Below are 23,383 nucleotides of genomic sequence, written 5' to 3'. Positions count from 1 at the left end.
TCACTGTGTCTCCGTCCAAGAAATGACCTTGCCGGGATTCATCGTCCCGGCCGGGTCGAGCGCCGCCTTGACGCGGCGCGCCAGCCTCAGTTCCGGAGCCGAGCGGCACCGTTCGAGTTCGCTCACGCGGTACTGCCCGATGCCGTGTTCGGCGGAGATGCTGCCCTGGTGTTTCACGACCAGGTCGTGGACGAGCGCATTCAACGCCGGGCCGTCACAAAATGGCGGCACGACGACGTTGTAGTGGATGTTGCCGTCGCCGGCATGCCCGAACGCATTGACGCGCGACCCGGGAAACGCGAGCGCGACCGCTGCATCGGCCTCGCGCAGGAATGCGGGAATTCCGGAAATGGGCACAGACACGTCGTGCTTGAGCGAGCGCCCTTCGCGCGACTCGGCCTCGGTGATGGATTCGCGCAGCAGCCAGAGCTCGCCTTCCTGCCGCTGCGATTCGGCGATGACGCCGTCCGTCGCATCGCCGTCTTCGAGAACCATTGAAAGAAGCGCTTCCACCGCATCGCGCAGGCCGGGAAGGCACGAGCTCGCTTCCAGCAGCACGAACCATTCGGAGGGCGCCAGCGGCGTCTTGAGGCTTTGGTGACGCTCGACCAGTTCCAGTGCGGCGCCGGACATCAGCTCGAACGCGTTCAGCGTCTCGCCGATCTGCTGCCGCGCCGCGCGAAGCACCTTCAATGCGGCGTCGGCGCCGGGCACGGCCAGCAGCGCCGTGACGCGGTGGCCGGACAGCGGCGCAAGCTGCAGCACCGCCGCGGTGATGATGCCGAGCGTGCCTTCGGTGCCGATGAACCACTGCTTCCAGTCGTAGCCGGCGTTGTCCTTGCGCAGGCGGCGCAGCCCGTTCACGACTTCGCCATTGGCGGTCACGACCTCCAGGCCGAGCACGCGTGCCCGAGACATGCCATGGCGCAGCACGTTCGTACCGCCGGCGTTGGTCGAGAGCACGCCGCCGATCTGCGCGGAGCCTTCCGCGGCCAGGCTGATAGGCAGCATCAGGCCGGCGGCCTCCGCGGCTTCCTGCGCGGCCTGGAGGATGCAGCCCGCTTCGACCTCCATCGTTTCGCCGAGGACGTCGACGTCGCGGATTGCACGCATGCGCGCGAGCGACAGCACCACCTGCCGGCCGCTGCCGTCGGGCGTCGCGCCGCCGGAGAGGCCGGTGTTGCCGCCGTGAGGCACGACCGCGATGCCCTCGCTCGCGCAAAGGCGCACCACGGCCGCAACCTCGTCGGTGGCTCGCGGCAGGACGGCGCAGCGAGCCCGGCCCTTGAACACATGGCGCCAGTCCACGTTGTAGTTCTCGAGATCGGCCGGGTCCGCCACCACACCGCGTTCGCCGACGATGGCGCGGAGCGCCTCCAGGAATTGCGCGTCGGTCATGTTCCGGTCGCCTCTTGCGCGGGCACGCCCATGAACGCGGCCATCAGCGCAACCTGGCTCGCGAGCATCGGCGCACCGAACTGCACGCGGCAGCCTTTCGCGCGTGCCGCCCGCAGCAGCGGCGTCTCGGCGGGCTGCATGACGATCTCGGCCACGATCTGATCGGCCAAGAGCCGGCCGGTATTCAGCGGCAGCACATCACCCTCTCGAAGGCCAAGCGAAGTGCCGTTGACCACCAAGTCGTGCTGCGACGGGTCCTCGGTTCCCAGTTCCATCGCCAAGCCGGGAAAATCCTCCTTTAGGCGGGCGATGAGCTCCTCGGCCTTGGCAGGCGTACGGTTTGCAACCGTGAGGCGCGAGACGCCGGCCTGCGCGAGCGCATAGGCGATCGCGCTCGCGGCACCGCCCGCGCCGGCAAGATAGGTGGTAAGGCCCGCGGGCTCGATGCCCTCGCTGCGCAGCCCCGCGACAAAGCCTTCTCCGTCGAGCATGCCGCCGACCAGGCGGCCGGCGGCGGATCGGCGCACCACGTTGACCGCGCCGATCCGCTGCGCGGCAGGCGTCAGTTCGTCGCAAAGCGCGGACATGGCGGTCTTGTGCGGCACGGTCACGACGAAGCCGCCCAGGTTGTTCATCCGGCGCAACCCGTCGACCATGGCGCCAAGGCCCTCGGCGCCGACGTGGATCGGTACCATGACGCCGTCGAACCTGCGCGCCTCGAGCAGGCGGTTGATGCCCTGAGGCGTCTTCACGTGATGAATTGGATCGGCCAGGATGCCGAAGATCCGCGTGTGTCCAGTGATTTCGATCATTTTTCAAGCCTGCGTATAGGTGGTCTTGACGGCGGTGTAGAACTCGCGCGCATAGGCGCCCTGCTCCCGCGATCCGTAGCTCGAGCCCTTGCGGCCGCCGAAAGGCGCGTGGTAGTCCACGCCGGCTGTCGGTACGTTCACCATCACCATGCCGGCGGTCGAATTGCGCTTGAAGTCGCTGGCATGCTTGAGGGAGGTCGTGCAGATGCCCGACGACAGGCCAAACTCGGTGTCGTTGGCGACCACCAGTGCCTCGTCGTAGCTTGCGACCCGGATCACACTGGCAATCGGACCGAACACCTCTTCGCGGTTCACGCGCATCGCGTTGTGGGTGTCGACGATCAGCGCGGGAGACAGGTAGAAGCCGGGGTGCTCACGCTCGAGGAGTTCGCCACCTGCGACCAGGCGGCCGCCCTCTTCCTTCGCATTGGCTATGTAGAAGCAGTCCTGGTCGAGCTGGTCCTTCGAGGCCACTGGGCCGATGTCGGTGCCGCTCTTCAGTGCATGGTCGGTGCGCAGCTCGGCCATGCGCTCGATCGTGGCGGCGACGAAGCGGTCATGGATGCCGTCCTGCACGATGAGCCGGCTGGAGCCGGTGCAGCGCTGGCCGGTGGAGAAGAACGAGCCATTCACCGCCACCGAGACCGCCTGCGCCAGGTCCGCATCGTCGAGGATCACGAGCGGGTTCTTGCCCCCCATTTCCAACTGGACCTTGGCGCCACGCTCCATGCACCGGAGGCCGATCTGCCGCCCCGTGGACGTCGATCCCGTGAAGGTCATCGCGCGCACCTTGGGCGAATTCACCATCGCATTGCCAACCTTGGAGCCGGCGCCCATCACCAGGTTGAAGACGCCGGCCGGCAGCGCACCCGCACGCACGATGATCTCCGACAACGCCCAGGCACTGCCCGGAACCAGGTCCGCGGGCTTGAAGACGACCGTGTTGCCATAGGCCAGCGCGGGCGCGATCTTCCATGAGGGAATCGCAATCGGGAAGTTCCAGGGGGTGATGATGCCGATGACGCCTTCGGCTTCTCGCACCACGTCCACCTCCACGCCAGCGCGGATCGACGCGAGCTTTTCGCCGCCCAGGCGCAAGGCCTCGCCGGCAAAGAACTTGAACACGCGGCCCGCTCGCGTGGCTTCGCCGATGCCCTCGGCCAGCGTCTTGCCCTCCTCGCGCGAGAGCAACCGGCCCAGCTCATCGCGGCGCGCGAGGATCTCGGTTCCGATGCGGTCGAGTGCGTCGGAGCGTTCTTCGGCCGTCTTGCGTTGCCACGGGAGCCGGGCCTCGAACGCCGCATCGATCGCCTGAAGCACCTGCGCCTCGTCGGCGCGCGCGTACTCGCCGACGAGGTCGCCGGTGTCCGACGGATTGATGTTGCGGTTCACGTCCGCACCGGAGAGCCATTCGCCGGCAATGTAGTTCGACTTGAGTTCTGCAGTCATCGTGGTTCCAATGTGATTCATGTGTCAGGTCATCAGCCAGCCGCCAGCGACATCGATCACCTGGCCGGTGATGAAGTCCGACCTCGGCGAGCTCAGGAACAGGCAGGCGTCCGCCACTTCGGTGGGCTTGCCGAGCCGCCGCAGCGGCGTGAAGCCAACCACGGCTTCGTTGGCCTCGCGCGGCGCACCGGCCACCATCGGCGTATCGATACGGCCGGGGGCCAGCGCATTGACCGTGATCCCGTGCGGGCCCAGTTCGCCCGCGAGATGGCGGGTCATGCCGATCACCGCCGCCTTGGTGGTGCTGTAGTGCGCGGCCACGATGTCCAGGTAGGCCTTGCCCGCCACTGAAGACATCGACAGGATGCGCCCGAACCTGCGATCGACCATGCCGGGTGCAAGCCGCCGCACGAAGTTGAAGACGCTGTGCAGGTTGACGTCAATCACGCGGTGCCATTCGGCCGGTTCCATCCGCCAGATGGGCGCCGGCATGCCCGCGTGCTTCGGCGAAATGCCGGCGTTGTTGACCAGCGTGTCGACGGGGCCGAGCATTTTTTCGATGGCGCTGCATGCGGCGTCGCATTCAACGAAGCTCGCCACGTCGGCTTGGACGAAGCAGACGTGGTGGCCTGCAGCCCCAAGCCTTTTCGCCAACGCCTGACCCGCCGTCGAATCGAAGTCCACGAGCCCGACCGCCGCGCCGTCGGCGGCATAGCGCTCGGCAATGGCCGCGCCGATGCCGCCCGCGGCGCCGGTGACGAGCACGACGCGACCGCGGTGTTCAAGCTCTTGCAGTGCATCCATGTCAATGCTCCAGGTAGGCGCGCCGCAGATAGAAGCCGAAGCGCGAGTGGCGGATCAGCCAGCTGATCCAAAGGGTCACGGCGAGGAAGCCGAATGCGATGGCCAGGGCATCCGATGCCTCCGTAGGTGCAATCACTTGAAGCGCTTCATTTTAAAACGGAGAAACATGTGTCGACCACGGAAAATAGGCCTAAATACTAACTTGAAGCGCTTCATAAAACAAGCGGCTCCGGCGTTTGTGCCTAGGGGTCTTCCCCAGGACAAAGGAGCGCCGCCCGCGCCACCTCGCAATGCGAAGCGCGCATGGCAAAGCCGGCGCTCAGCCGGCCAAACCATGCCGGAAAGGTCCAGTCGAGTTGCTTCTCGCCGCGCGCGTGTTCACGAACGCGCGACCCGCCTGCGCTTCTGGGTTCATGGTCCGGCTTGGGGTGCGATGGGGGCGCGGTGTCCGGTGCGGTGTCGCGACGCCGCCTGGCGGCCAGAACCGAAGTTCCTGCCGCCGCTGCGTTGAGGGCCGCTTCAGATCCTGATGAATTCCTGCGCGGCCAGCGAGCCGAACGGCAGCGATGCAAGCGGTCCACCGACATCGATCGGTCCGAGATCGACCGGCGCGAAACCAATGTCCTCGAGGATCTTGCGGACTTCAGCCTTCGCGGCAGCGTCATCGCCCGAATAGAAGAGCACGCGCTTGCCACCCGCCACTTCCGGCTCCGAAAGGACCTTGACATCGAGGTGGTTGAACGCCTTGACGACACGTGCGCCCGGGACGAACTCTTTGAACACCTCGCTTGAATGCTTCCCACCCAAGTCGACGGCCTTGATGCCGTAGGCTGCAAGCGGATTGCTCGGGTCTTTGGCGTCCGGCGAATTCGGATCGAGGAACTCGACCGGGTTGGTGCCATCGATGACGATGCGCCCCTTCCACGCAGGCAAGCCGCTCAAGACTTTCTCGGCATCGACCCAACGCAGCGCGGCAACCACGACATCGGCACTCGCCGCCTCGGAAGTCGTGCCCGCCTTGATCGAAGGGCCAAGCTCCTGAACCAGCGCTGCCAGCGAATCCGGTCCGCGGCTGTTCGAAAGCGTGGCCGCGATCCCCTTCTTCGCGAGCGCGCGCGCCACGTTGGCGCCGAGGGCGCCAGAACCAATAATGCCGATGCTCATGATGTATTCCTGTTGAGTCCAGTAATGCCAAGGGGCTTGAAGGATCGAACTGCCAGCGCCCCGAAGGCTGACAGCTCCGCATGTCGACTCTCACAAGTCGAAGCTGTGGTTGGCGCACGGAAGCTGCCAGACGCGCAGGCATGACTGCGCTTGGTAGTCGGCCAAGCGGCCTGGATGGGGCCTCAGGCTTTTTCGCGAGCGCCTTGCAGCCCGGCAGTGCCTCTCAGACGGGCGCCGATGCGCCGAATTTCGGCTTCCCCTTGCGCGAGGGTTGCCTTGCTCGTGTGCACCGAGTAGTGACCCATGACCAGATCGTGCGGATGCTTCACCGCCGAGCCCAGCACGAAGGACGTGTCGCCGTAGGCCACGACATCGATGGCCTGGCCCGACTCCTCGAAGACGACGAGTTCGCCGGCCGTGGCAGGGCCGCCCGCATCGAGCCGGCCCGTGTCCACTGCCAACCAGGCCACCGTGTGGCCGGCGGGCGTCGCATAGTTCCAACGCTCGCCGTCTTTCAGGCGGACTGCGAGGTAGTTCATGTCCGCAGGCGCTGGAATCGGGCTTCTCGCCGCGCCATAGTGTCCGAGCAACACGCGCGCCGGGCCTTCCTCGGAGATCTCGGATGGCGCCAGGTAGAGGCTTTCCGCAGGCGCGTTTTCCTCCGAAGCCGGCAGGGCCACCCAGAGCTGGAAGCCCAGCATGGGCGAGCCCTCGACCGGTGCGCCGGTGTGCCATACGCCGTTGCCTGCGCGCATCCACTCCACACCGCCCGCTGGCAGCACGCCTTTCTTGCCGGTCGTGTCTTCATAGTTCACGTCCCCTTCACGCAGAAAGGTCAGCGTCGCGATGCCCGAGTGCGGGTGCATGCCGAATTTCTGTCCCGTCAACGCCGTGGAGCGCACGAGGTCCAGAAACACGAATGGCTTCAGGAACATGCCGAGGTCGCCGGGGCTCATCAGCCGCGTGATGGGCCCGTGCGCGCTGCCGCGGGTACGGTGGACGATGGCGCGCGCTTGGGTGCGGGTTGCGAGAGTCATTGCACTTGCTCCTGATGGCTTCAACGGGCCACGGGTGAAGAGGAAGCCGGGCGCAGTCGCCAGGCCACGAAGGCGGAGAGCAGGCCCAGCACCATGGCCGGGAAGGGATTGCCGCCAATCAGCAGCAGATGCGTCGCCACACCTCCGACCATGGTGGCGGCCAGCAGCAGGCCGCCGAGGAAGCCTGTGGCGGGCACGAGGACAAGGAGAGCCCCCATGATCTCGACGGCACCCGTCAGATAGCGGAACCCTTGCCCGAAGCCGACGGCATCAAAAAACTGCACCATCTGGGGCACGCCCGCCAGCTTGCTTGCGCCGGCCGCACCGAAGGCCAGAGCGAGAAGAATGCGAATGCCCCAGACCATTCGGCGTTGGGTCAGGGAACGTGGCGTTGAAGTGGTCATGAAGCGATGTCCTTTTGCCGAGAAGTGGATGGCCTCCGTGGCCGATGGATGAAGCGTAGGACCGGCGTCATTGCCTGACTAGACAATGCAATTGAGTTGAACTCGTCCATTTTTTTAAGTAATCTCGGCTTCATGGTGGATTTGAACGACATCGCGCTGTTTGTGCAGGTCGCACGCAGCGGCAGCTTTGCGGCGTCTGCGCGACGTCTCGGCATACCGCCCAACACGGTCAGCCGGCGCATCCAGGCGCTGGAGGGGCAACTCGGCACGCGTCTGCTGCAGCGCTCGACCCGCAAACTCACGCTCACCAGTGCGGGCGCTGCATTCCACGAGCGCTGCGCGAGTGCGGTGGACGGCTTGATCGACGCAGGCCAGGAAATAGCGACCGGCAGCGACGAGCCCACTGGCCTGGTGCGCGTCGCCGCACCCGCCGACTTCTTCGATTTCTTCCCGATGGAATGGGTGACGGGTTTCCTGACTGCACATCCGCGCGTTCGGCTGGACTTCGTGCTCAGCGATGCGAAGGCCGACTTGATCGCCGAGCGGATCGACGTGGCATTCCGCGGCGGGCAGCTTCGCGACTCAGGCTACGTCGGCCGGCAGGTGCTGCGCGCCGGCAACGACATGCTGGTGGCCAGCCCCGCCTACGTTGCCGCCCGCGGCTTGCCCGAAACGTTGCAGGACCTTGTCGAGCACGACTGCGTGAGCTTCGCCGATCCCAGCGGGCACGCAACATGGCGACTGACCGGGCCGGACGGGGTCGAAGAGGAAATACAGGTCGCCACCCGCTTCAGCGCCAACACCGCGCAGGCGCTGCGCAAGGCGACGGTGGCCGGGCTCGGGATCGCACTGCTGCCGCATACGATTGCCGGGTTCGACCTTCAGGCGGGTCGGCTCGTGCCTGTGCTTGCGCAGTACCGATGCAGGGGTTATGGCCTCAACGTGCTCTACCCGAGCCGACGGCATCTGCCGCTGGCCGTGTCGGCATTCATTGATCTGGTGGTCGAAAAGCTCAATGTAGCGGAGGCAGCGCCGCATGGCGCGTGACGCAAAGCCCATCTCCGACCACTCCGAGAGGCCGATTGAAGTTCTCCCACCTGCGAAAGCTATTTCGTGGCCGTCAACGCCTGCTGCACCATCGCGCTGTCGACATACTGCTCCATGCTGACGATCTTGCCGTCCTTGAGCCGATAGAGATGGGCGAAGGTAGCGCGCATGGATTTACCGGTTTTCGCATAGGTGCCGGAGTACACCCCGAAGGCCGCGACGTGGTCGCCGTCGGCCAGGTAGGTGTGCACCACCGCCTGGTATCCCACCCACTCGGTCGCCAGTCTCCGAAACACCTTGGCGAAGATTTCTTCGGGGCCGGTGTAGGTGCCGGCGTACGGGAACCCGGCTGCCTCGGTCCACGTCGCGTCCGGGGCCAGGGCGGCCAGCAGATGCTTGCCGTTCTCCTCGGACGGACCTTCGTAGGTCGCGCGAATGACGTCGAGATGGGAGGTCATGGACTCAACCCCATTTCATCTCGCCCTTGGCCACCTTGGCGCCGATCTGCAACGCAATCGCCATGCCGGCATTCGGATAGCGCTTGGTCATGGCCGCGATGAGGGTGGCGCTGTCGCTGGCCTTGGCAAGCTCTTCCTCGAAGGCCACGAGGTAGTCGCGCGTGTATTGGATAGCCGATGCATCGGTCGCCGCGATGGGCGTCATGTGGCCGGGGACCACGACGGCGGGCTTGCGCGCCGCCATGGCGTCGAGGTTCTTGATCCACGCGGCGCGCGCTTCGGCGCCTTGCGTGTCCGCGGTCCAGACGTGAACGCCCGAGAACAACAGCACGCCGCCGAAGATGGCGTTGAGCGAAGGCACCCAGACATAGCGGCGATTGGCAAGGCCCTCGGCTTCGACGATCTCGATGGCCTGGCCTTCCAGGGTGAGGCTCCGGCCGTCGAAAACTTCGGGCATCACGATGTCCGCCAGGGTCTGCGGGCCGTTTTCCTTGAGTTGCGGACCCCAGGTCGCGAGCTTTTTGTCCACGTTGCCCTTGATGGCCGCAATCGTGGCCGCCGCGGCGATCACCTTCACCGCGGGAAACGCCGCCTTGATGGGCGCCAGGCTGAAATAGTAGTCAGGGTCGCTCTGGCTGATGTAGATGGTGGTCAGGTTCTTGCCACTGCTCTTGATGGCCTCGGCGAGCGCCTTGCCGTCCGAGAGGGTAAAGCCCCCATCGATCAGCACGGCATCGCGTGCGCCGGAAACCAGCACCGGGGCACGGAAGAATCCATTCTCGCCGGCGGGAAAATGCTTCCAGGTCAATACGGTATTTGCAGCCATAGCGCTCTTCACTCCTAGGATGGCCGTCGCGACACCCGCGGCGGCTACGGTTTTAATCAGTTCTCTGCGTGTTGTCATGGCTTGTGCCTTCTACATGGTTACAAGGGGTTTGCGGCGTAAATAGGGCTCAGGCCGCTTCCAACTGACTGATGAGTGCACCCGGGTTGGAATAGGCGACGCCGGGATTCACCATCCAGCGCTTGGCACCGGCTTCGGCGATCAGGGTGGGCACACCACGAGCGCTGAATTCCCGCATCAACGCCTTCGCTTGATCGATACGGGCTGCGTTGGCAGCCAGCAGATCTGCATCGGGTTGCGCGACCCTCGCAGCGGCCTGCGCGAGACCGAGCCCCTTCAGCAGAGTGGCCAGCGTTGCCAACGCCGTCACGTCGCTGCCATCCACATAGCGTGCATGCTGGATGGCCTTGAGGCTGTCGAGTTCTCGGGCCGGGTCGGTCAAAGACACGGCGGTCAGCGCCACCGTGGCAGGACCGCTGTCAAAGAGCTGCTGGCGATCACCGAGAACCCGATTCCGATAGCGCTCGGTGAATCTCTGCCCCGTCAGGCGTTCGATGCGCTGGTCGTTGGACCAGGCAAAGTTCGCGAAGGCATCGTCCATCGCTCGCGCGCCCTCGCCCGAAAACAGGCCGGTCGGCTGCAGGCTGACGACGATGCCTGACGATTCAAGCAAGTCCGATACAGCCGGAGTCGCCCCGTAGCACCAGCCGCACAGCGGGTCGAACAGGTAGTGAAGAGTCTTGTTCATGGCAGATATTTGGGTTGCGTGCAGGAATAGTAGGCTCGATCTATTGATTCTTAAATACACACGTGCTAAACACAATGTATGCTGAAAGCACACAATCAAGACGAGAGCAACCTGGGAGGAATCGGCAACCTGCGGCGACTGACCTACTTCGTGGCCGTGGTGGAAACAGGCTCCTTCACTGCAGCAGCCGAGCGCCTGGGTATCACGAAGGCGGTCGTCAGTCAGCAGGTTGCCCGGTTGGAGCATGAGTTCCAGACCTCACTGCTAGTTCGCACCACGCGCAAGGTCCAGCCCACCGAAGCGGGACAGGCGTTCTACCTGCGCTGCGCCCTGATCCTGCGCGAGGCCGAACATGCGTTCGAAGAACTGGCCGAGACATCGGCGGCGCCGTCCGGCATGCTTCGGCTCACCGCGCCCTTCGACTATGGCGTCGGCGTGGTTGTGCCGGCCATCGCCGCCTTCACAAAGCAATACCAAGCCTGCAAGGTCGATGCGATCCTGAGCGATCAGACGCTGGACATCATGGCCGGCAACATCGAACTGGCGATCCGCGTCGGATGGCTGGCCGAGACCAGTCAGCAGGCGCGCAAGATCGGCAACTTCCGACAGTTGCTTGTCGCGCCCTCCTCCATGGCTTCCCAGGTTGCGCGGCTCCGCGAGCCTGACGAGATCGCGGATCTGCCCTTTGTCGCCAACACCGCCTTGCATGACCACCTTCGGTGGAACTTCTCGCGCAACGAGATCGAACGCCAGGTTGTCAATGTGCAGGCCTCAATCTTTCTCGACGCGACGCTCGCCGTGCGCGAAGCCGTGTGCCAGGGCGCGGGGCTCTCGGTGCTGCCGGACTATGCGATTGCAGACGAACTCGCCGCCGGGCGCCTGATCCAGGTCCTGCCGCAATGGGGCCTGCCGTCCGGTGGGATTCACGCGGTCTTTCCGGCCGCTCGCTTTCGTCCAGCGAAAGTCCGCGCATTTGTCGACTTGTTAGCGGACAGGGAGCAGCAACGGCAGAAATCCACGTCAACGGCGCAGTCGCCTCGGTGATCCAAGACCTCGACTCCGACTCGACCTTCGGATCTGAGACCCGATAATCACTGCCTCATTCAGCACGAATGTTGTTTCGCTTGGCCACGTCGCCCCAAAGTTTGTAGTTGTCTCGCGTGAGCGTGGCGAGGCGCTCCGATGTTCCGCCGCCTACCATATCCCCATTCTTCACAATCTGAGAGGTGACTGCGGGATCGCCAAGTGCGGCATTCATTGCCGCATTGGCTTTGGTGACGACATCGGCGGGCAACTTTGGCGGACCGTAAAGCCCTACGAACACGGTGACCACAAAGTCCTTGATGCCAAGTTCCGCCGCTGTGGGAACGTCGGGAAGCGCCGGAAGCCGCGTGCTACCGGTAACGAGAATTGGCCGCAGCTTGCCGCTGGAAATGAATGGGATCAGGAGGGACGCCGCATCCATCAAGCAGGGCACCTGATTTCCCACAACGTCTTGGATGGCTGGAGCGCTGCCGCGGTAGGGCACTTGGCTCATCTTCGGCAGGCCAGCTCTCTCCCGGAAATATTCCATCGCCAAATGCGTGTTGCCGCCATTTCCCGACGAGGCGTAGCTAAACCCCTTTTCGCTTTCTGCCTTGACCCAGGCAACGAAGCCAGCAAGGTTCTTCGCCGGCGATGCAGGATTCACGACCAGTACCAATTGAGATTCCAAGATCAGCCCAATAGGAGTGAACTCGGTCGGAACAGGCGAAGGCGTGGAGTAGGTATGGGGGTTGATGGTGAAGCTCGTATTGGCCACCAGAAACTTGTACGGGTCGTTCGCGCGCTGCACCTCGGCTGCAGCGATATTGCCTCCCGCGCCCGGCTTGTTGTCGATCACGACAGGCTGTGCAAGAGCCGTTGCCATTCCCCGGCTGAGGAATCGCGCTCCGGCATCCGTCAGACCRCCCGGCGGATAACCCACGAGAACGGAAATTGGCTTCATGGGCCATTGCGTCGCCTGCGCGATCGCAGCGAGAGGACTGAAAGCGGACGTCGCCGCGCCGACGGCTGCCAACTTCAACACGCGGCGTCTGGACAGGATATTCATTGCAGTCTCCTTAGGTCTCAAAAATATTGAATGTCGTGATCGTATATGTGTGATCACACAAAGAGCATAGGACTTACCCCGATCGAGCGGCCGAGGCCCGTTGCTTGAATCGGAAATGACCTATGCCGTGGGCAGTGGCGCAGCAGCCACCATCAAGAATGCGTGCTTCCATCAAATACGCATCTCGTGAACGTCATCCGGCACGATCAGTCGCGCACCCGTCGCACTGACGACCTGCTCGACCGTCACGCCCGGCGCCGTCTCGCGCAACATCAGCCCAGCCTGCCCCGGTTCGATGACGGCGAGTTCCGTGACGATCAAATCGACACGCCGGGTCGAGGTGATCGGATAGGCGCACCGTTTGACAAGCTTTGGCGCGCCTCTGGCCGTGTGCGTCATTGCCACAATGACCCGCCTGGCGCCCGTGACGAGGTCCATGGCGCCGCCCATACCGGGCACCATGACCCCTGGAATGAGCCAGTTCGCCAAATGCCCCGCCTCGTCCACCTGAAGGCCGCCGAGAACGGTCACGTCGAGGTGCCCACCACGAATGAGGCCGAAGGACATGGCCGAATCGATTGCACAGGCCCCAGGCCCGGCGCCGACTGGGCGGCCGCCTGCGTCAGTAAGATCAGCCCACGCAAAGCCCTCCTCAGGTAGCGGCAGCATGCCGATCAGACCGTTCTCGGACTGAAAAAACACATTCACGCCCTTGGGCAAGTGGTGCGCTACCTGCGTCGGGAGTCCGATCCCCAGGTTGACGAGCTGACCATCGCGAAGCTCTTTCGCGATCCGGCGGGCGATCAATTCCTTGTCACCCATTCGCGCTCTCCTTGCAGACCAGGTACTGGATCAACACGTGGGGCGTCATGACCGCATCGGGCGGGATGACACCCACAGGAACCATGTCTTCCGCTTCTGCGATGACTGTTCCAGCAGCCATCGCCATGATTGGATTGAAGTTCCGAGAGGTCAATGCGTACTCCAGGTTGCCGAGGTAGTCGGCACGCCTCGCATTGATCAGAGCGAAGTCGGCCTTGAGAGGCAGCTCCAGCAGAAACGTCTTGCCATCGACTTCGACCACTTGCTTGCCTTGCGCTGCGAGGGTCCCAAGCCCTGTCTGCGTCAGAACGCCGCCGAGTCCGAATCCCCCGGCCCGAATACGTTCCACAAGAGTCCCCTGCGGCACCAGGTCGACAAGCACCTCACCCGCGATCATCTGCCGCTGCGTCTCTGGATTGGTGCCGATGTGGCTCGTCACGATTCGACTTACGAGCTTGGCGTCGATGAGCTTGCCGATGCCTACGCCCGGCCGTGCAGTGTCATTGGCGATCACTGTCAGGTCTCGTCTTCCCAGCTTGACGAGCGCGTCGATGAGACGCGGTGGCGTTCCTGCCCCCATGAAACCGCCGATCAGCAGGGTCGCGCCGTCAGGTATCAAGTTCGCGGCGTTCGGAGGTTGAATGGTTTTCATGGTTGGCGGATGGATCAAGGCTTGTCCGCTGCGTCAACTCACATCTGAGCGCCGATCATCCACGGCACCGTCTCTTCGTTTCCGAGGCCGAGTTCCTCGCTCTTGGACATCTCGCCTGATGCGATCCTGAGCATGAGCTCGAAGATCTCTCGCCCCTTCGATTCAAGGGTTGCGCCGCCATCCATCACGTCGCCGCAGTTGATGTCCATGTCGTCCTTCATTCGCAAGAACATCTTCGTGTTGGTGGCCAACTTGATCGAGGGAGATGGCTTTGCCCCGAAGCACGAGCCACGACCCGTCGTGAAAGCGACCAGGTTGGCTCCGCTGGCAATTTGTCCGGTCGCCCCCATCGGGTCGTAGCCGGGCGCATCCATGAAGACCAGGCCGTGCGTCGTGATCGGTTCGGCGTAGCGGTAGACGCCCATCAGGGCGGAAGAGCCGCTTTTGGCCACCGCGCCCAAAGACTTCTCGAGAATCGTGGTCAACCCACCGGACTTGTTGCCCGGTGTCGGGTTGTTGTCGATGCTGCCCTTCTCCCGGTCCGCGTAATCCTCCCACCACTTGATGAGATCGACGATGCCCTGCCCTACCTCACGGTTCACGGCCCGTCGCGTCAACAGATGTTCGGCTCCGTAGATCTCAGGGGTTTCGCTCAGGATGGCAGTTCCCCCATGCGCAACCAGGAGGTCGACCGCCATGCCAAGCGCAGGATTCGCGGTGATTCCCGAGTAGCCGTCAGAGCCCCCGCATTGCAGTGCCACGGTCAGGTGAGCGGCGGACACGTCTTCGCGACGGCACTGGTTCGCCACCGGCAGCATCGCCTCCACGGCGGCGATAGCGGCTTCGACCGTCTTGCGCGTGCCGCCCTTTTCTTGAATCACGAGCGGTGCGATCAGCTTGCCGGTCTCGATGCCCTCGGACATGAACATCGCGCCCATCTGGTTGGCCTCGCAACCCAAACCGATGACAACTACACCGGCGAAGTTGGCGTGCTTCACGAAGCCGCCCAGGGTCCTGCGCAACTGCTGCACCCCGGTTCCGTTGTGCTCGATGCAGCATCCGAAGCTGTGGGTAATGGGAACGACTCCGTCGACGAACGGATAGTCCTTCAGCGCATCACTCTTGGAAAAGTGCTCGACCACCAGCTTCGTCACCGTGGCGGAGCAGTTCACGGTGCTGACAACCCCAATGTAGTTGCGCGTCGCCACACGGCCATCAGCACGCACGAACCCCTTGAACGTGGCCGGCGTCGCCGGCGGAGCCGGCACTCTCGCGTCTTCACCGAACGCGTAGTCGCGCTTGAACGATCCCATGGCCAAGTTGTGCGTGTGGACGTGCTCACCAGGCCAGACGGGCTGGGTCGTGAAGCCGATGATCTGACCGTAGCGCAGAACCGGTTCGCCCAAGGCGACCGGTGCCAGTGCCACTTTGTGCGCTGCAGGCACGTCTGCCGTCACGACCAGGTTGGCGAACTCGGCAAGGACAGTTCCTTTGGCAATGGCATTTCGCGCGATCGCGACGTTGTCATTCGGATGAAGCTTGAAGGCGAGTGAATCGTGGCTCATATGATTTCTTCCTAGGTCAAATTTGGCTTCTGAGTGAAGCAGCCAGGTGGGCAGCGCGAGACGTTCAAAAGGTCGCCGCGCACGCTGTCTCAGGTGAATGTCAGCGCTGAAGTCAGGTCCGTTCCTGTCCTTGTCTCATCCTCGTGCTGGCGAGCGCAGCAACGCTCAGAAGCACCGAGATGATGATCAGGCCGTTGGTGGTGCGGCCGGTCGATTGTTCGATCAGTCCCATGATGGAAGGGCCCACAAAACCACCGGAGATTCCGAAGGTGTTTAGCAATGCCAACCCGCCAGCCAGAGCCACGCCTGCGAGGCGGGACGAGGTGAACAGGAAGATCACCGGTTGCACGACAAAAAACATCGCCGCGGTGAGACTGAAGCCTAGAATTGCGATCACGGGGCCGGCGAACGCTGCGGTCAGAAGCCCGGCGGCCATCACGAGCAACCCGCCGAGCAAGAGCTTGCGCCCGCGCTGCGGGGTGTCCGCAAAGCGTGGCAATGTCGCGGCGCCGATCGCAGCTGCGATCCATGGCAGCGAGTTCAACAGGCCGACCTGTACGGGCGAGAGCTTCGCGTAAGTGCCGATGATGCCAGGCAAAAAGAAAATGCCCGTATAGACGCTGATCTGGTGGCAGAAGTAGACAAAAATGGCAAGCCAGATTTGAGGATCGACAAACGCGCCTTTGAACGAATGGCCAACGTGGCCAGCCTCCTCTTGCTCGGCGCGCTCGGCGGCAAGGCGTCGCTCGACGTCCAGCGCCTGGGAGCGAGACAGCCACTTTGCACTCGAAGGGCCATTGGGCAGCTTCTTCCAGATCACGATCGCGAAGAACACTGCAGGCAGGCCCTCCAGCATGAACATCCACTGCCATCCGTGCCACCCAAGGAAGCCGTTCATCTGCAGCAGAAAGCCGCCCAGCGGGCCGCTCACGATATTCGCCAAGCACACGCCGAGCAGGAAATAACCTGTGGCGCGAGCTCTCTCCTTGCGTCCGAACCAGTAGGTCAGATAGAGCATCACGCCTGGATACAGCCCAGCTTCTGCGGCACCCAACAACATGCGCATGACGTAGAAGGACGTTTCGCCGGTGACGAAGGCCATGCCGGCCGACAGCAGTCCCCACGTCACCATGATCCGCGTGATCCACAGCCTGGCGCCGACGCGGTGCATGATCAGATTGCTCGGAATTTCCATCAGGGCATAGGTCAGGAAGAAGAGCCCAGCTCCCAACCCGTAAGCCGCAGCAGAGATTCCCAGATCGACGGCCAGATAGTTCTTGGCAAGCGCGATGTTGGTCCGATCAAGGAAGCTGATCACATAGGCCGCCACGACGAGCGGCATCAACTTTCGAAACATCAACGAATTCAGCGACTCCGCGGTGTCCGGGGGCGCTGGCCGCCAAGTGTCGGCGGGGGTTGTGGTGAGCATTTGCCTTGGTCTCCAAAGGTGGGGATGACTGCGAGGGCGTCCGTTGGCGAGCGGATGCCCCACCCCAGAGTGCGGGCCTAACCACAAAGCAGATCGCCAACCCAATGTTGTGATGATATATGTGTGATCACAGATAAAAATGCGGGATTACCCGGAGAGGCCCCGGCACGCGCCGGAACTGCTTTCGAGCGAAGCGGGTCTCGTACGCGGGGGTCAGCCCACCAGCTGCGCGAGCGGATGATTCGAAGCTGCCCAGGGGCTCTCGAAGTATTCCTGGACGGCTTCGCCAGTGACGTCCTCCAGCCGTCGGGGGCTCCACCGGGGGTTGCGATCCTTGTCCACGACCAAGGCCCGTATGCCTTCCACGGGTTCAGCGGCTGCGCCGGGACGCCTATGGAAACTGTTGTGAATCAGTACGCGCTCGGTGCGAAGTTCGTCGGAGAACGTCAACGATCGGGCTCGACGCACTTGCTCCAGCGCCACACTCATCATCAAGGGGGAGTTTTGACGGATGGCCGCCAGCGCTTCGCGCGCAAAGGAGCGACCGTCTCGTGAAAGCGAAGCCACGATGTCGAGCATGTTGCCATGGGCGAAGTGCTCATCGATCTCCGCTTGGAGGGCGCCCAATTTGGATGGTCCGGCCTCGATCGCATCGGCTCGCGCCGCATGGTCGATCGCTGGGGCATTGTCCAGCCGGGTGAACGCCGAAGTCAGTTCAACCAGCTTGCTGGAAGGCACCTGGATGTCCGCCAGACCGCACATGATCGCGTCCGCGGCATTGACGGACTGGCCGGTGATGGCCAGATACTCGCCGATCCGCCCCGGGCAGCGCGACAAGAACCATCACCCACCGACATCGGGGAACAGCCCGAGCTTGGTCTCCGGCATGGCGAGCGTCGAGTTCTCCGTCACAATCCGCAGAGACGCGCGTTGACTCAGGCCCATCCCGCCCCCCATGACGATGCCATCCATCAGCGCGATGTATGGCTTGGGGTAGCAGTGGATGAGGTGATTGAGCCGGTATTCCTCATCGAAGAAAGTGCCGAGAACCGGATCATTCGCCAGCGCTGCATTGCGCTGAAAGCGGATGTCTCCCCCGGCGCAAAACGCCGGGGCCTTGCCGGTCCGCCCTGCCCCCTTGACGACAACCGCGACCACGGAACTGTCCTTTGCCCAGGCCTGGAGCGCCTCCGAGAAGAGCCGCACCATATCCAGATCCAACGCGTTGAGGCTGGCCGGCCGATTCAGGGTCAAAACACCGACGCGACCCACCTTTTCCTTCTGCACCGGTGCGTCTGTCTTGATAGCGTCCATCCCAAAACTCCATTCATGAACTGCACGCGACAGCGGCCGCACCGCCCCGAAGCCGGTTCGAAGCGCGCGCCGCCTTCAACGCGGCTAGAAATTGACGTTGTCGCCGCCCTTGAGTTGAAGGATTTCCCGGGCATCGTCGGGGGTGGCCACCTCGAGCGAGAGACCCTCGAGAATGCGGCGCATGCGCAGTACCTGGTCGGCGTTGGTTTTGGCCAACTGGCCCGGGCCATCCCACAAGGAATCCTCCAGGCCGACCCGGACATGTCCGCCCATGGCGGCAGACTGCGCGCCGATCGGCATCTGATTTCGCCCTGCCGGAAGCACCGACCACTGGTAGGCATCGCCGAACAAGCGGTCGGCCGTGCGACGCATGTGAAGCACATCCTCAGGGTGTGAACCAATGCCCCCGAGGATGCCGAAGACCGACTGAATGAGAAAAGGTGGCTTGATCAAGCCGCGTTCGATGAAGTGCGCGGCCGTGTAGAGGTGACCGATGTCGTAGCACTCGATCTCGAAGCGCGTGCCGTTGTCGCTGCACGACTGGAGGATGTGCGCGATGTCCGTGAAGGTGTTCTTGAAGATGCGGTCATGGCTGCCGGACAGGTAGGGCTCCTCCCACGCATGCTTGAACTCCTTGAAGCGGGCAAGCATGGGATACAGGCCCATGTTCATCGACCCCATGTTCAGGGATGCGACCTCCGGCTTGAACTCGAGCGCGGGGCGCAGCCGGTCTTCCAGCTTCATCGTTGGCGCGCCGCCAGTCGTCAGATTGATGACCACGTCGCTCGCGGCCTTGATCTGCGGCAAGAACTGCCTGAAGAGTGCCGGATCCTGCGAAGGGCTTCCATCGACCGGATCGCGTGCATGAAGGTGCACGATGGCGGCGCCGGCTTCGGCCGCGCCGATGGCCGACTGGGTGATCTCTTCAGGGGTGACCGGCAGATAGGGCGACATCGACGGCGTGTGGATGGCGCCGGTGACGGCACAGGTGATGATGACTTTGCGGGGCATGCGGTTCTCCAGGGGGTTGAATGTGATCAGTGGGTCGGTGCCTGGCGCTTGTGCGCGGCCAGCGCCATCAGCCGGCGGTCTCGCCAGGCCGAACGGGTGCCGATGTCGGCGATGTCCAGTTGCTTGCGGCGTTCTGCATCGACCCGCGCGAGCGTATCGTCGCCCCAACCAAAGGGCTGGACGTCGACCACTGTCTCGCGGTTCTGCTGGCCGTAGCGCTTCGCGTAGTCCGTGACGCCCGCCGGGGCATTGAGATCAATCGTCTCGAAAGGACCCATGAAGGACCAGCGCAAGGCGAGGCCGTCCTTGAGCACCTTGTCGATGTCATCGGAGCTTGCGAGGCCCTGCTCGAACAGGCTGAAGCACTCGTTCAGCACGGCGGCTTGAACCCGGTTGAGGAGAAAGCCATGGATTTCGCGCGTAAGCGTCACAGGCGTTTGGCCGGCTGCCTCGTAAAGCGAATGCGCGCGCTCCATCGCTTTGGGATCTGTCCACGGCGCCGGGCAGAGTTCGACCAGCGGGACGAGGTACGGCGGATTCGTTGGATGACCCACCAGGCAACGCCCGCGGCCCGCCAAGTCGGCGGTGAAGGTGGACGCCGGCAGCCATGACGTGGAGCTTGCCAATATCGCCTCCGGCGGGGTCAGCGCATCGAGCTGCGCGAAGATGGCCTTCTTGGCCTCGACCGTTTCGCGGATGTTCTCCTGCACCATCACCACGTCACGCAGCGCGTCGGCCAGATCCGGCTCGCAGCGGATTCGCGCCAGCACGACCTCTGCCGGGTCGTCGAGCAGCCCGAATGCCTCCAGTTCCTTGAGGCGCTCGCCGATGTAGGCCAGGCTCCCGGCCATCGTGGCTGCATCCGCGTCGTGCAGGCGCACCGGATGACCGCCGCGCGCGAACACGATGGCCCAGGCCCGACCAATCAAGCCTGCACCGACTACAGCGACCGGCTGTGAAGATTGAGGAGAGGTGGCTTGCGCGTTCACTTCGATCCCTCCGGCCCGGAATCTACCGTGCGCAGGCATGGAGGTGCCGGGGGCGCGTTGAAAGCGCCACTACCGGCACCAACGAGAAGGGTTGTCAGGGTCATGTTGTGCTCCACGTGAGTAAAGGTTTAAGGTGAAAAAGGCCCGGTCGGGCATTTCGGTGAGTTCAAGACATCGACTCGACGTTGCCGCCAACACTCAATTTCTCTCCGCTGACGTATCGCCCGGCTGGTCCGGCCAGATAGAGTGCGGCTTGAGCGATGTCCTGCGCTCGGACCATCGTTCGCATCGACACCCGTGCGACGGCCCGCTCCTGCTGTTCTTCGAGGCTTATGCCATTGGCCTTCGCCTTGATGGCGAGCACTCGGTCCTGCCGCTCTCCGGCAACCACGCCGGGGAGAATGGCGTTCACGCGGATCTGGTCCACGCCGAGTTCAATCGCCAAGGTCTCCGTCAGGCCAATGACGCCGAACTTGCTCGCCGAGTACGCCGTGCGCAGTGGAAAACCCAGTTTGCCGGCGGCCGACGAGATGTTGATGATGGCGCCACCTCCTGCCGCTCTCAACAGCGGCACCGCGCGACGCGTGACCAGGAAGACGCCACTCAGATTGATTGCAATCGTCCGATCCCATTCGTCAGGTTCAACCGTCTCGATTCCACCGGTGGGCCCGGCAACGCCAGCGTTGTTGACCAGAATGTCCAACCGATCGCCATGACGCTCGGCCATCGCCGCGAAAAGGTCATCCACTTGATCGCGCTCGGAGACGTCGCAGTTCACGACGGCCCAGTCCGGGTGCGCCTGGCGTGCTCGGGCCATCGCCGCCTCGTCGACATCGCAGATCACGACCTGCGCGCCGGCCTCGTGGAAAGCGATCGCAATCGCAAGTCCGATGCCGCTGGCGCCTGCCGTGATCAAAGCGCGTCGGCCTGAAAGCAGTGCAGTCACGGGGTGTCCTTCGTCTGGAGCCATCGCTCAGCCACCGAAGCGTGGCTCGGGCAACCCCTGGATGCCAAGGTCGTGAATCGCGAACAGGCTGCCGCGTTGAACACCGTCGCCAGGGAATCGGGGCAGCGGCGGGCGGGCCATCGAAGTCACGAAGAGGATGTCGAGATTCGGTCCGCCGAAGCTGACACTCGTGACCTTCTTGACAGGCATCTCGATCACCCGGTCGAGCGAGCCATCAGGTGCATAGCGACAGAGCTTTCCAACGTAGCATTGCGCGTTCCAGACAAAGCCTTCGGCATCCACCGTCGAACCATCCGTCGCGCAGCCGGGAGACATTCCGAGCTTGGTGAACGTTCGGCGGTTCGCCACGTTGCCCGTCTCCAGGTCGTAGTCGTAGGCCCAGATCTCATCCGACCAGGTGTCGGAAAAATAGAAGGTCTTTCCGTCCGGGCTCCAGCATGGGCCGTTGGAGACGATGATGCCGTCATCGAGCCGATGCAATGAAAGATCAGGATCGAGGCGATAGAGCGAACCGTTCGGACCAGCTTCCTGGGTGTCCATGCTTCCAGCTATGAAGCGTCCCCGCTGATCAACCTTTCCGTCGTTCAGCCGATTGTCCGGCTTGTCTGGCTCGGGGTTCACGATCAGCGTGGTATCGCCCGTCTCAAAGTCGAGGAAGTGGAATCCGGTTGCCAGAGATACCACCGCACCGCCGTCACGTCGAACTGCCATCGAGCCGATCTTCTCGGGCACGTCCCATGCGCGAATCTCGCGCCCGTCGGCGGTGCAGCGGAAGACGCGACCGCCGAAACTATCGATCCAATACAGGCGCTGGTCCTGCACGTCCCAAACGGGTCCCTCGCCTAGCGTGGTCTTCACATCAACCAAGACTTCGATGCGCATGAGTGTCTCCTTGTACGTATGGATGGAATGTGGTGGGTTTCGCCCACTTCAACGACGGCGCTCGCGCAACCCGACGACGGCCGCCAGCACAACCAGGCCGAACAGGATTGCACGCGACGCGTAGGGCAAGGTGGTACCCGCCAACAGCGTCTGGAGCGCGGTCAGCATGAGCACCCACCGAGGATGCCGAGGTAGAGCCTGTAGGCACCGATGAGCGTGCGGTCAACACGCACGCCAGAGAGTGCAGCGACCCGCCGCCCATTGCCAAGGAATCGCAACAATCTTCGGAAGGTCGGTTGCATGATGTGTCCCGGTTTCACTCGTCGTGATCGTACGATGTGTGATCACAGATACGTAGTAGGGAAATCCCTAGATAGACCGCCGTGTTCGCGACATTCGCGGCTGTGCTAAGAGATCACAGTGAATACGTTTCGTCCTATACTTCGGGCATGGACCTCTCGAGCCTCGTCACCCCGGTTACCCGCCAAACCCTGAGCGGAGATGTCTACAAGCAGTTGAGCGAACTGCTGATAAGCGGGCGCGTGATGCCTGGCGAACAGTTGTCGCTGCGAACGATTGCGCAGAGCCTCGGCGTGAGCGTGATGCCTGTCCGGGAAGCGGTTAACCGCCTGCTGTCGGAGAAAGCGCTCGAGCTGATGCCGAACCGAGTCCTTCGTGTACCGACCATGACGGTCAGCCAGTTCCGCGAAATCACCGACATCCGCGTCAACCTCGAGGGCCTGGCAACAGCCCGCGCCGCCGAGCTGGTCGATGAGAGGGGGCTTCGCGAGATCGGGGCAGCACATGACCGCTTCTCGAGAGAAAGCTTGCTGAAGAAGCCGAATGAAGCGAATTTGATCGCGCTCAACAAGGAGCTTCATTTCGCCATTTATCGGCAGGCGCGTATGCCGATGCTGCTTGAAATGATCGAGGCGCTTTGGCTGCGTATCGGCCCCATCCTCAACTACGACTTGCGTTCGGGGTCCGCCCGCGTGACCGAACACGTTTCGGCCGATCATCACGATCGGATCTTCTCCGCCTTGAGGAACAAGGATGCAGTGGGGGCCAGCAAGGCATTGGCAGGGGATCTCCGAGGAGCCGCTGACTTCATCGTTACAGCGGGCGTGCTGGTTGCCGATGCCGATTCCCCGTCCGCTGTGCCGACGGCCCGCCCCGTCCCCGCACCTCAGCCCGCCAAACCCGCGAGGCGGGCCCGTGGACTTCCCGTCAGCTAGTGCAGTGCGCCACTCAGATATGTACTTATCTTGTACTCCTTGCCAGCGCGGCCTTGGCTCGCGTGACCTTGGCCAGGATGTCGGTCGCGCTGGCGGTCCATATGAAGGGTTTGGGGTTGGCGTTGTGGTGCTCGACATAGAGATCGATCGCCAATTCCAGCTCAGGCACGCTGGTGAAGCTGTCGCGCCGGATGCGGTTCTCCGAGATGTCGCGGAAGAAGCGCTCGACCATGTTCAGCCAGACCATGTTCAGCCACGAC

23 protein-coding genes and 2 pseudogenes are annotated in these 23,383 nt (G+C 63.3%); 3 read left to right on the top strand and 22 right to left on the bottom strand.

Annotation, left to right across the window (positions count from 1 at the left end; genetic code table 11):
- From AC1DYD_RS31815 to AC1DYD_RS31780, 8 genes are all read right to left on the bottom strand, one after another.
- Positions 1 to 1,398, bottom strand: coding sequence for an FAD-binding oxidoreductase (locus AC1DYD_RS31815; RefSeq protein ID WP_478176731.1), 1,398 nt, complete (start codon positions 1,396 to 1,398; stop codon positions 1 to 3).
- Positions 1,395 to 2,210 (bottom strand): shikimate dehydrogenase family protein, encoded by an 816-nt coding sequence (locus tag AC1DYD_RS31810; RefSeq protein ID WP_478176730.1) that lies wholly within the window; start codon positions 2,208 to 2,210, stop codon positions 1,395 to 1,397. The genes AC1DYD_RS31815 and AC1DYD_RS31810 overlap by 4 nt, the downstream gene beginning before the upstream one ends.
- 3 nt (positions 2,211 to 2,213) lie before the next feature.
- On the bottom strand, positions 2,214 to 3,659 hold the full coding sequence (locus AC1DYD_RS31805; protein WP_478176729.1) for an aldehyde dehydrogenase family protein: 1,446 nt from the start codon (positions 3,657 to 3,659) through the stop codon (positions 2,214 to 2,216).
- 24 nt (positions 3,660 to 3,683) lie between these two features.
- Entirely contained in the window at positions 3,684 to 4,463 is a 780-nt protein-coding gene (locus tag AC1DYD_RS31800; protein ID WP_478176728.1) for an SDR family oxidoreductase, read from the bottom strand.
- Between the two features lies 1 nt (position 4,464).
- Complete coding sequence (locus tag AC1DYD_RS31795) at positions 4,465 to 4,599, bottom strand: hypothetical protein (RefSeq protein WP_478176727.1); 135 nt, start codon at positions 4,597 to 4,599, stop codon at positions 4,465 to 4,467.
- Positions 4,600 to 4,982: 383 nt separating this feature from the next.
- Complete coding sequence (locus tag AC1DYD_RS31790; RefSeq protein WP_478176726.1) at positions 4,983 to 5,627, bottom strand: NADPH-dependent F420 reductase; 645 nt, start codon at positions 5,625 to 5,627, stop codon at positions 4,983 to 4,985.
- Positions 5,628 to 5,809: 182 nt separating this feature from the next.
- Positions 5,810 to 6,664 carry a pirin family protein gene (locus AC1DYD_RS31785; RefSeq protein WP_478176725.1) on the bottom strand — a complete coding sequence of 285 codons (855 nt, stop codon included), beginning with the start codon at positions 6,662 to 6,664 and terminating at the stop codon, positions 5,810 to 5,812.
- Between the two features lie 20 nt (positions 6,665 to 6,684).
- A complete protein-coding gene (locus AC1DYD_RS31780; RefSeq protein WP_478176724.1) occupies positions 6,685 to 7,068 on the bottom strand; it encodes a DoxX family protein in 384 nt (127 codons plus the stop codon).
- 132 nt (positions 7,069 to 7,200) lie between these two features.
- Between AC1DYD_RS31780 and AC1DYD_RS31775 the strand changes: the two genes are divergently transcribed.
- Positions 7,201 to 8,115 (top strand): LysR family transcriptional regulator, encoded by a 915-nt coding sequence (locus AC1DYD_RS31775; RefSeq protein ID WP_478176751.1) that lies wholly within the window; start codon positions 7,201 to 7,203, stop codon positions 8,113 to 8,115.
- Between the two features lie 59 nt (positions 8,116 to 8,174).
- Here AC1DYD_RS31775 and AC1DYD_RS31770 read toward each other — a convergent pair whose 3' ends face one another.
- From AC1DYD_RS31770 to AC1DYD_RS31760, 3 genes are read right to left on the bottom strand one after another with little or no spacing between them, the layout of a single operon-like run.
- Positions 8,175 to 8,573 carry a nuclear transport factor 2 family protein gene (locus AC1DYD_RS31770; RefSeq protein ID WP_478176723.1) on the bottom strand — a complete coding sequence of 133 codons (399 nt, stop codon included), beginning with the start codon at positions 8,571 to 8,573 and terminating at the stop codon, positions 8,175 to 8,177.
- A 4-nt stretch (positions 8,574 to 8,577) separates the two neighbouring features.
- Positions 8,578 to 9,477 carry an MBL fold metallo-hydrolase gene (locus tag AC1DYD_RS31765; RefSeq protein ID WP_478176722.1) on the bottom strand — a complete coding sequence of 300 codons (900 nt, stop codon included), beginning with the start codon at positions 9,475 to 9,477 and terminating at the stop codon, positions 8,578 to 8,580.
- 49 nt (positions 9,478 to 9,526) lie between these two features.
- Positions 9,527 to 10,165: a DsbA family protein gene (locus tag AC1DYD_RS31760; RefSeq protein ID WP_478176721.1), complete on the bottom strand. Its 639-nt coding sequence runs from the start codon at positions 10,163 to 10,165 to the stop codon at positions 9,527 to 9,529.
- A gap of 78 nt (positions 10,166 to 10,243) precedes the next feature.
- Here AC1DYD_RS31760 and AC1DYD_RS31755 point away from each other — a divergent pair, with 78 nt between their 5' ends.
- The gene (locus AC1DYD_RS31755; RefSeq protein WP_478176720.1) at positions 10,244 to 11,209 is read left to right on the top strand and encodes a LysR family transcriptional regulator; all 966 of its coding nucleotides are present in this window, start codon (positions 10,244 to 10,246) and stop codon (positions 11,207 to 11,209) included.
- 55 nt (positions 11,210 to 11,264) lie between these two features.
- Here AC1DYD_RS31755 and AC1DYD_RS31750 read toward each other — a convergent pair whose 3' ends face one another.
- From AC1DYD_RS31750 to AC1DYD_RS31705, 10 genes and pseudogenes are all read right to left on the bottom strand, one after another.
- The gene (locus tag AC1DYD_RS31750) at positions 11,265 to 12,257 is read right to left on the bottom strand and encodes a Bug family tripartite tricarboxylate transporter substrate binding protein (protein WP_478176719.1); all 993 of its coding nucleotides are present in this window, start codon (positions 12,255 to 12,257) and stop codon (positions 11,265 to 11,267) included.
- A gap of 171 nt (positions 12,258 to 12,428) precedes the next feature.
- Positions 12,429 to 13,079: a 3-oxoacid CoA-transferase subunit B gene (locus AC1DYD_RS31745; protein ID WP_478121976.1), complete on the bottom strand. Its 651-nt coding sequence runs from the start codon at positions 13,077 to 13,079 to the stop codon at positions 12,429 to 12,431.
- Positions 13,072 to 13,731, bottom strand: a complete 660-nt coding sequence (locus tag AC1DYD_RS31740; protein ID WP_478176718.1) for a CoA transferase subunit A — start codon at positions 13,729 to 13,731, stop codon at positions 13,072 to 13,074. Before AC1DYD_RS31740 ends, AC1DYD_RS31745 begins: the two co-directional genes overlap by 8 nt.
- Positions 13,732 to 13,769: 38 nt before the next feature.
- Positions 13,770 to 15,296 carry a UxaA family hydrolase gene (locus AC1DYD_RS31735; RefSeq protein WP_478176717.1) on the bottom strand — a complete coding sequence of 509 codons (1,527 nt, stop codon included), beginning with the start codon at positions 15,294 to 15,296 and terminating at the stop codon, positions 13,770 to 13,772.
- Positions 15,297 to 15,408: 112 nt separating this feature from the next.
- Positions 15,409 to 16,725 carry an MFS transporter gene (locus AC1DYD_RS31730; RefSeq protein ID WP_478176716.1) on the bottom strand — a complete coding sequence of 439 codons (1,317 nt, stop codon included), beginning with the start codon at positions 16,723 to 16,725 and terminating at the stop codon, positions 15,409 to 15,411.
- A gap of 213 nt (positions 16,726 to 16,938) precedes the next feature.
- A pseudogene (locus AC1DYD_RS31725) lies at positions 16,939 to 18,039 on the bottom strand (enoyl-CoA hydratase/isomerase family protein).
- Positions 18,040 to 18,123: 84 nt separating this feature from the next.
- Positions 18,124 to 19,050, bottom strand: a complete 927-nt coding sequence (gene kce, locus AC1DYD_RS31720) for a 3,5-dioxohexanoate:acetyl-CoA acetone transferase (RefSeq protein ID WP_478176715.1) — start codon at positions 19,048 to 19,050, stop codon at positions 18,124 to 18,126.
- Between the two features lie 26 nt (positions 19,051 to 19,076).
- Positions 19,077 to 20,039 carry a 3-hydroxyacyl-CoA dehydrogenase gene (locus AC1DYD_RS31715; protein ID WP_478121955.1) on the bottom strand — a complete coding sequence of 321 codons (963 nt, stop codon included), beginning with the start codon at positions 20,037 to 20,039 and terminating at the stop codon, positions 19,077 to 19,079.
- 166 nt (positions 20,040 to 20,205) lie between these two features.
- Positions 20,206 to 20,985 (bottom strand): SDR family oxidoreductase, encoded by a 780-nt coding sequence (locus AC1DYD_RS31710; protein WP_478176714.1) that lies wholly within the window; start codon positions 20,983 to 20,985, stop codon positions 20,206 to 20,208.
- A 27-nt stretch (positions 20,986 to 21,012) separates the two neighbouring features.
- Positions 21,013 to 21,888 carry an SMP-30/gluconolactonase/LRE family protein gene (locus tag AC1DYD_RS31705; protein ID WP_478176713.1) on the bottom strand — a complete coding sequence of 292 codons (876 nt, stop codon included), beginning with the start codon at positions 21,886 to 21,888 and terminating at the stop codon, positions 21,013 to 21,015.
- A gap of 449 nt (positions 21,889 to 22,337) precedes the next feature.
- Here AC1DYD_RS31705 and AC1DYD_RS31700 point away from each other — a divergent pair, with 449 nt between their 5' ends.
- Entirely contained in the window at positions 22,338 to 23,123 is a 786-nt protein-coding gene (locus tag AC1DYD_RS31700; RefSeq protein ID WP_478121681.1) for a GntR family transcriptional regulator, read from the top strand.
- A gap of 25 nt (positions 23,124 to 23,148) precedes the next feature.
- Here the strand turns inward: AC1DYD_RS31700 and AC1DYD_RS31695 are convergent.
- Positions 23,149 to 23,383: pseudogene (locus AC1DYD_RS31695) on the bottom strand (hypothetical protein); the annotation flags it as partial.

Source organism: Variovorax sp. P4_B11 (genome assembly GCF_056402355.1).
Note: the sequence above shows the minus strand (reverse complement) of the source record. Positions and strands in the feature narration are given on the sequence as shown.

Bases quoted from the DNA above. Each gene is read 5' to 3' on its own strand.
- AC1DYD_RS31815 (WP_478176731.1), bottom strand. From the start codon at position 1,398: ATGACCGACGCGCAATTCCTGGAGGCGCTCCGCGCCATCGTCGGCGAA.
- AC1DYD_RS31810 (WP_478176730.1), bottom strand. From the start codon at position 2,210: ATGATCGAAATCACTGGACACACGCGGATCTTCGGCATCCTGGCCGAT.
- AC1DYD_RS31805 (WP_478176729.1), bottom strand. From the start codon at position 3,659: ATGACTGCAGAACTCAAGTCGAACTACATTGCCGGCGAATGGCTCTCC.
- AC1DYD_RS31800 (WP_478176728.1), bottom strand. From the start codon at position 4,463: ATGGATGCACTGCAAGAGCTTGAACACCGCGGTCGCGTCGTGCTCGTC.
- AC1DYD_RS31790 (WP_478176726.1), bottom strand. From the start codon at position 5,627: ATGAGCATCGGCATTATTGGTTCTGGCGCCCTCGGCGCCAACGTGGCG.
- AC1DYD_RS31785 (WP_478176725.1), bottom strand. From the start codon at position 6,664: ATGACTCTCGCAACCCGCACCCAAGCGCGCGCCATCGTCCACCGTACC.
- AC1DYD_RS31780 (WP_478176724.1), bottom strand. From the start codon at position 7,068: ATGACCACTTCAACGCCACGTTCCCTGACCCAACGCCGAATGGTCTGG.
- AC1DYD_RS31775 (WP_478176751.1), top strand. From the start codon at position 7,201: ATGGTGGATTTGAACGACATCGCGCTGTTTGTGCAGGTCGCACGCAGC.
- AC1DYD_RS31770 (WP_478176723.1), bottom strand. From the start codon at position 8,573: ATGACCTCCCATCTCGACGTCATTCGCGCGACCTACGAAGGTCCGTCC.
- AC1DYD_RS31765 (WP_478176722.1), bottom strand. From the start codon at position 9,477: ATGACAACACGCAGAGAACTGATTAAAACCGTAGCCGCCGCGGGTGTC.
- AC1DYD_RS31760 (WP_478176721.1), bottom strand. From the start codon at position 10,165: ATGAACAAGACTCTTCACTACCTGTTCGACCCGCTGTGCGGCTGGTGC.
- AC1DYD_RS31755 (WP_478176720.1), top strand. From the start codon at position 10,244: ATGCTGAAAGCACACAATCAAGACGAGAGCAACCTGGGAGGAATCGGC.
- AC1DYD_RS31745 (WP_478121976.1), bottom strand. From the start codon at position 13,079: ATGGGTGACAAGGAATTGATCGCCCGCCGGATCGCGAAAGAGCTTCGC.
- AC1DYD_RS31740 (WP_478176718.1), bottom strand. From the start codon at position 13,731: ATGAAAACCATTCAACCTCCGAACGCCGCGAACTTGATACCTGACGGC.
- AC1DYD_RS31735 (WP_478176717.1), bottom strand. From the start codon at position 15,296: ATGAGCCACGATTCACTCGCCTTCAAGCTTCATCCGAATGACAACGTC.
- AC1DYD_RS31730 (WP_478176716.1), bottom strand. From the start codon at position 16,725: ATGCTCACCACAACCCCCGCCGACACTTGGCGGCCAGCGCCCCCGGAC.
- kce (WP_478176715.1), bottom strand. From the start codon at position 19,050: ATGCCCCGCAAAGTCATCATCACCTGTGCCGTCACCGGCGCCATCCAC.
- AC1DYD_RS31705 (WP_478176713.1), bottom strand. From the start codon at position 21,888: ATGCGCATCGAAGTCTTGGTTGATGTGAAGACCACGCTAGGCGAGGGA.
- AC1DYD_RS31700 (WP_478121681.1), top strand. From the start codon at position 22,338: ATGGACCTCTCGAGCCTCGTCACCCCGGTTACCCGCCAAACCCTGAGC.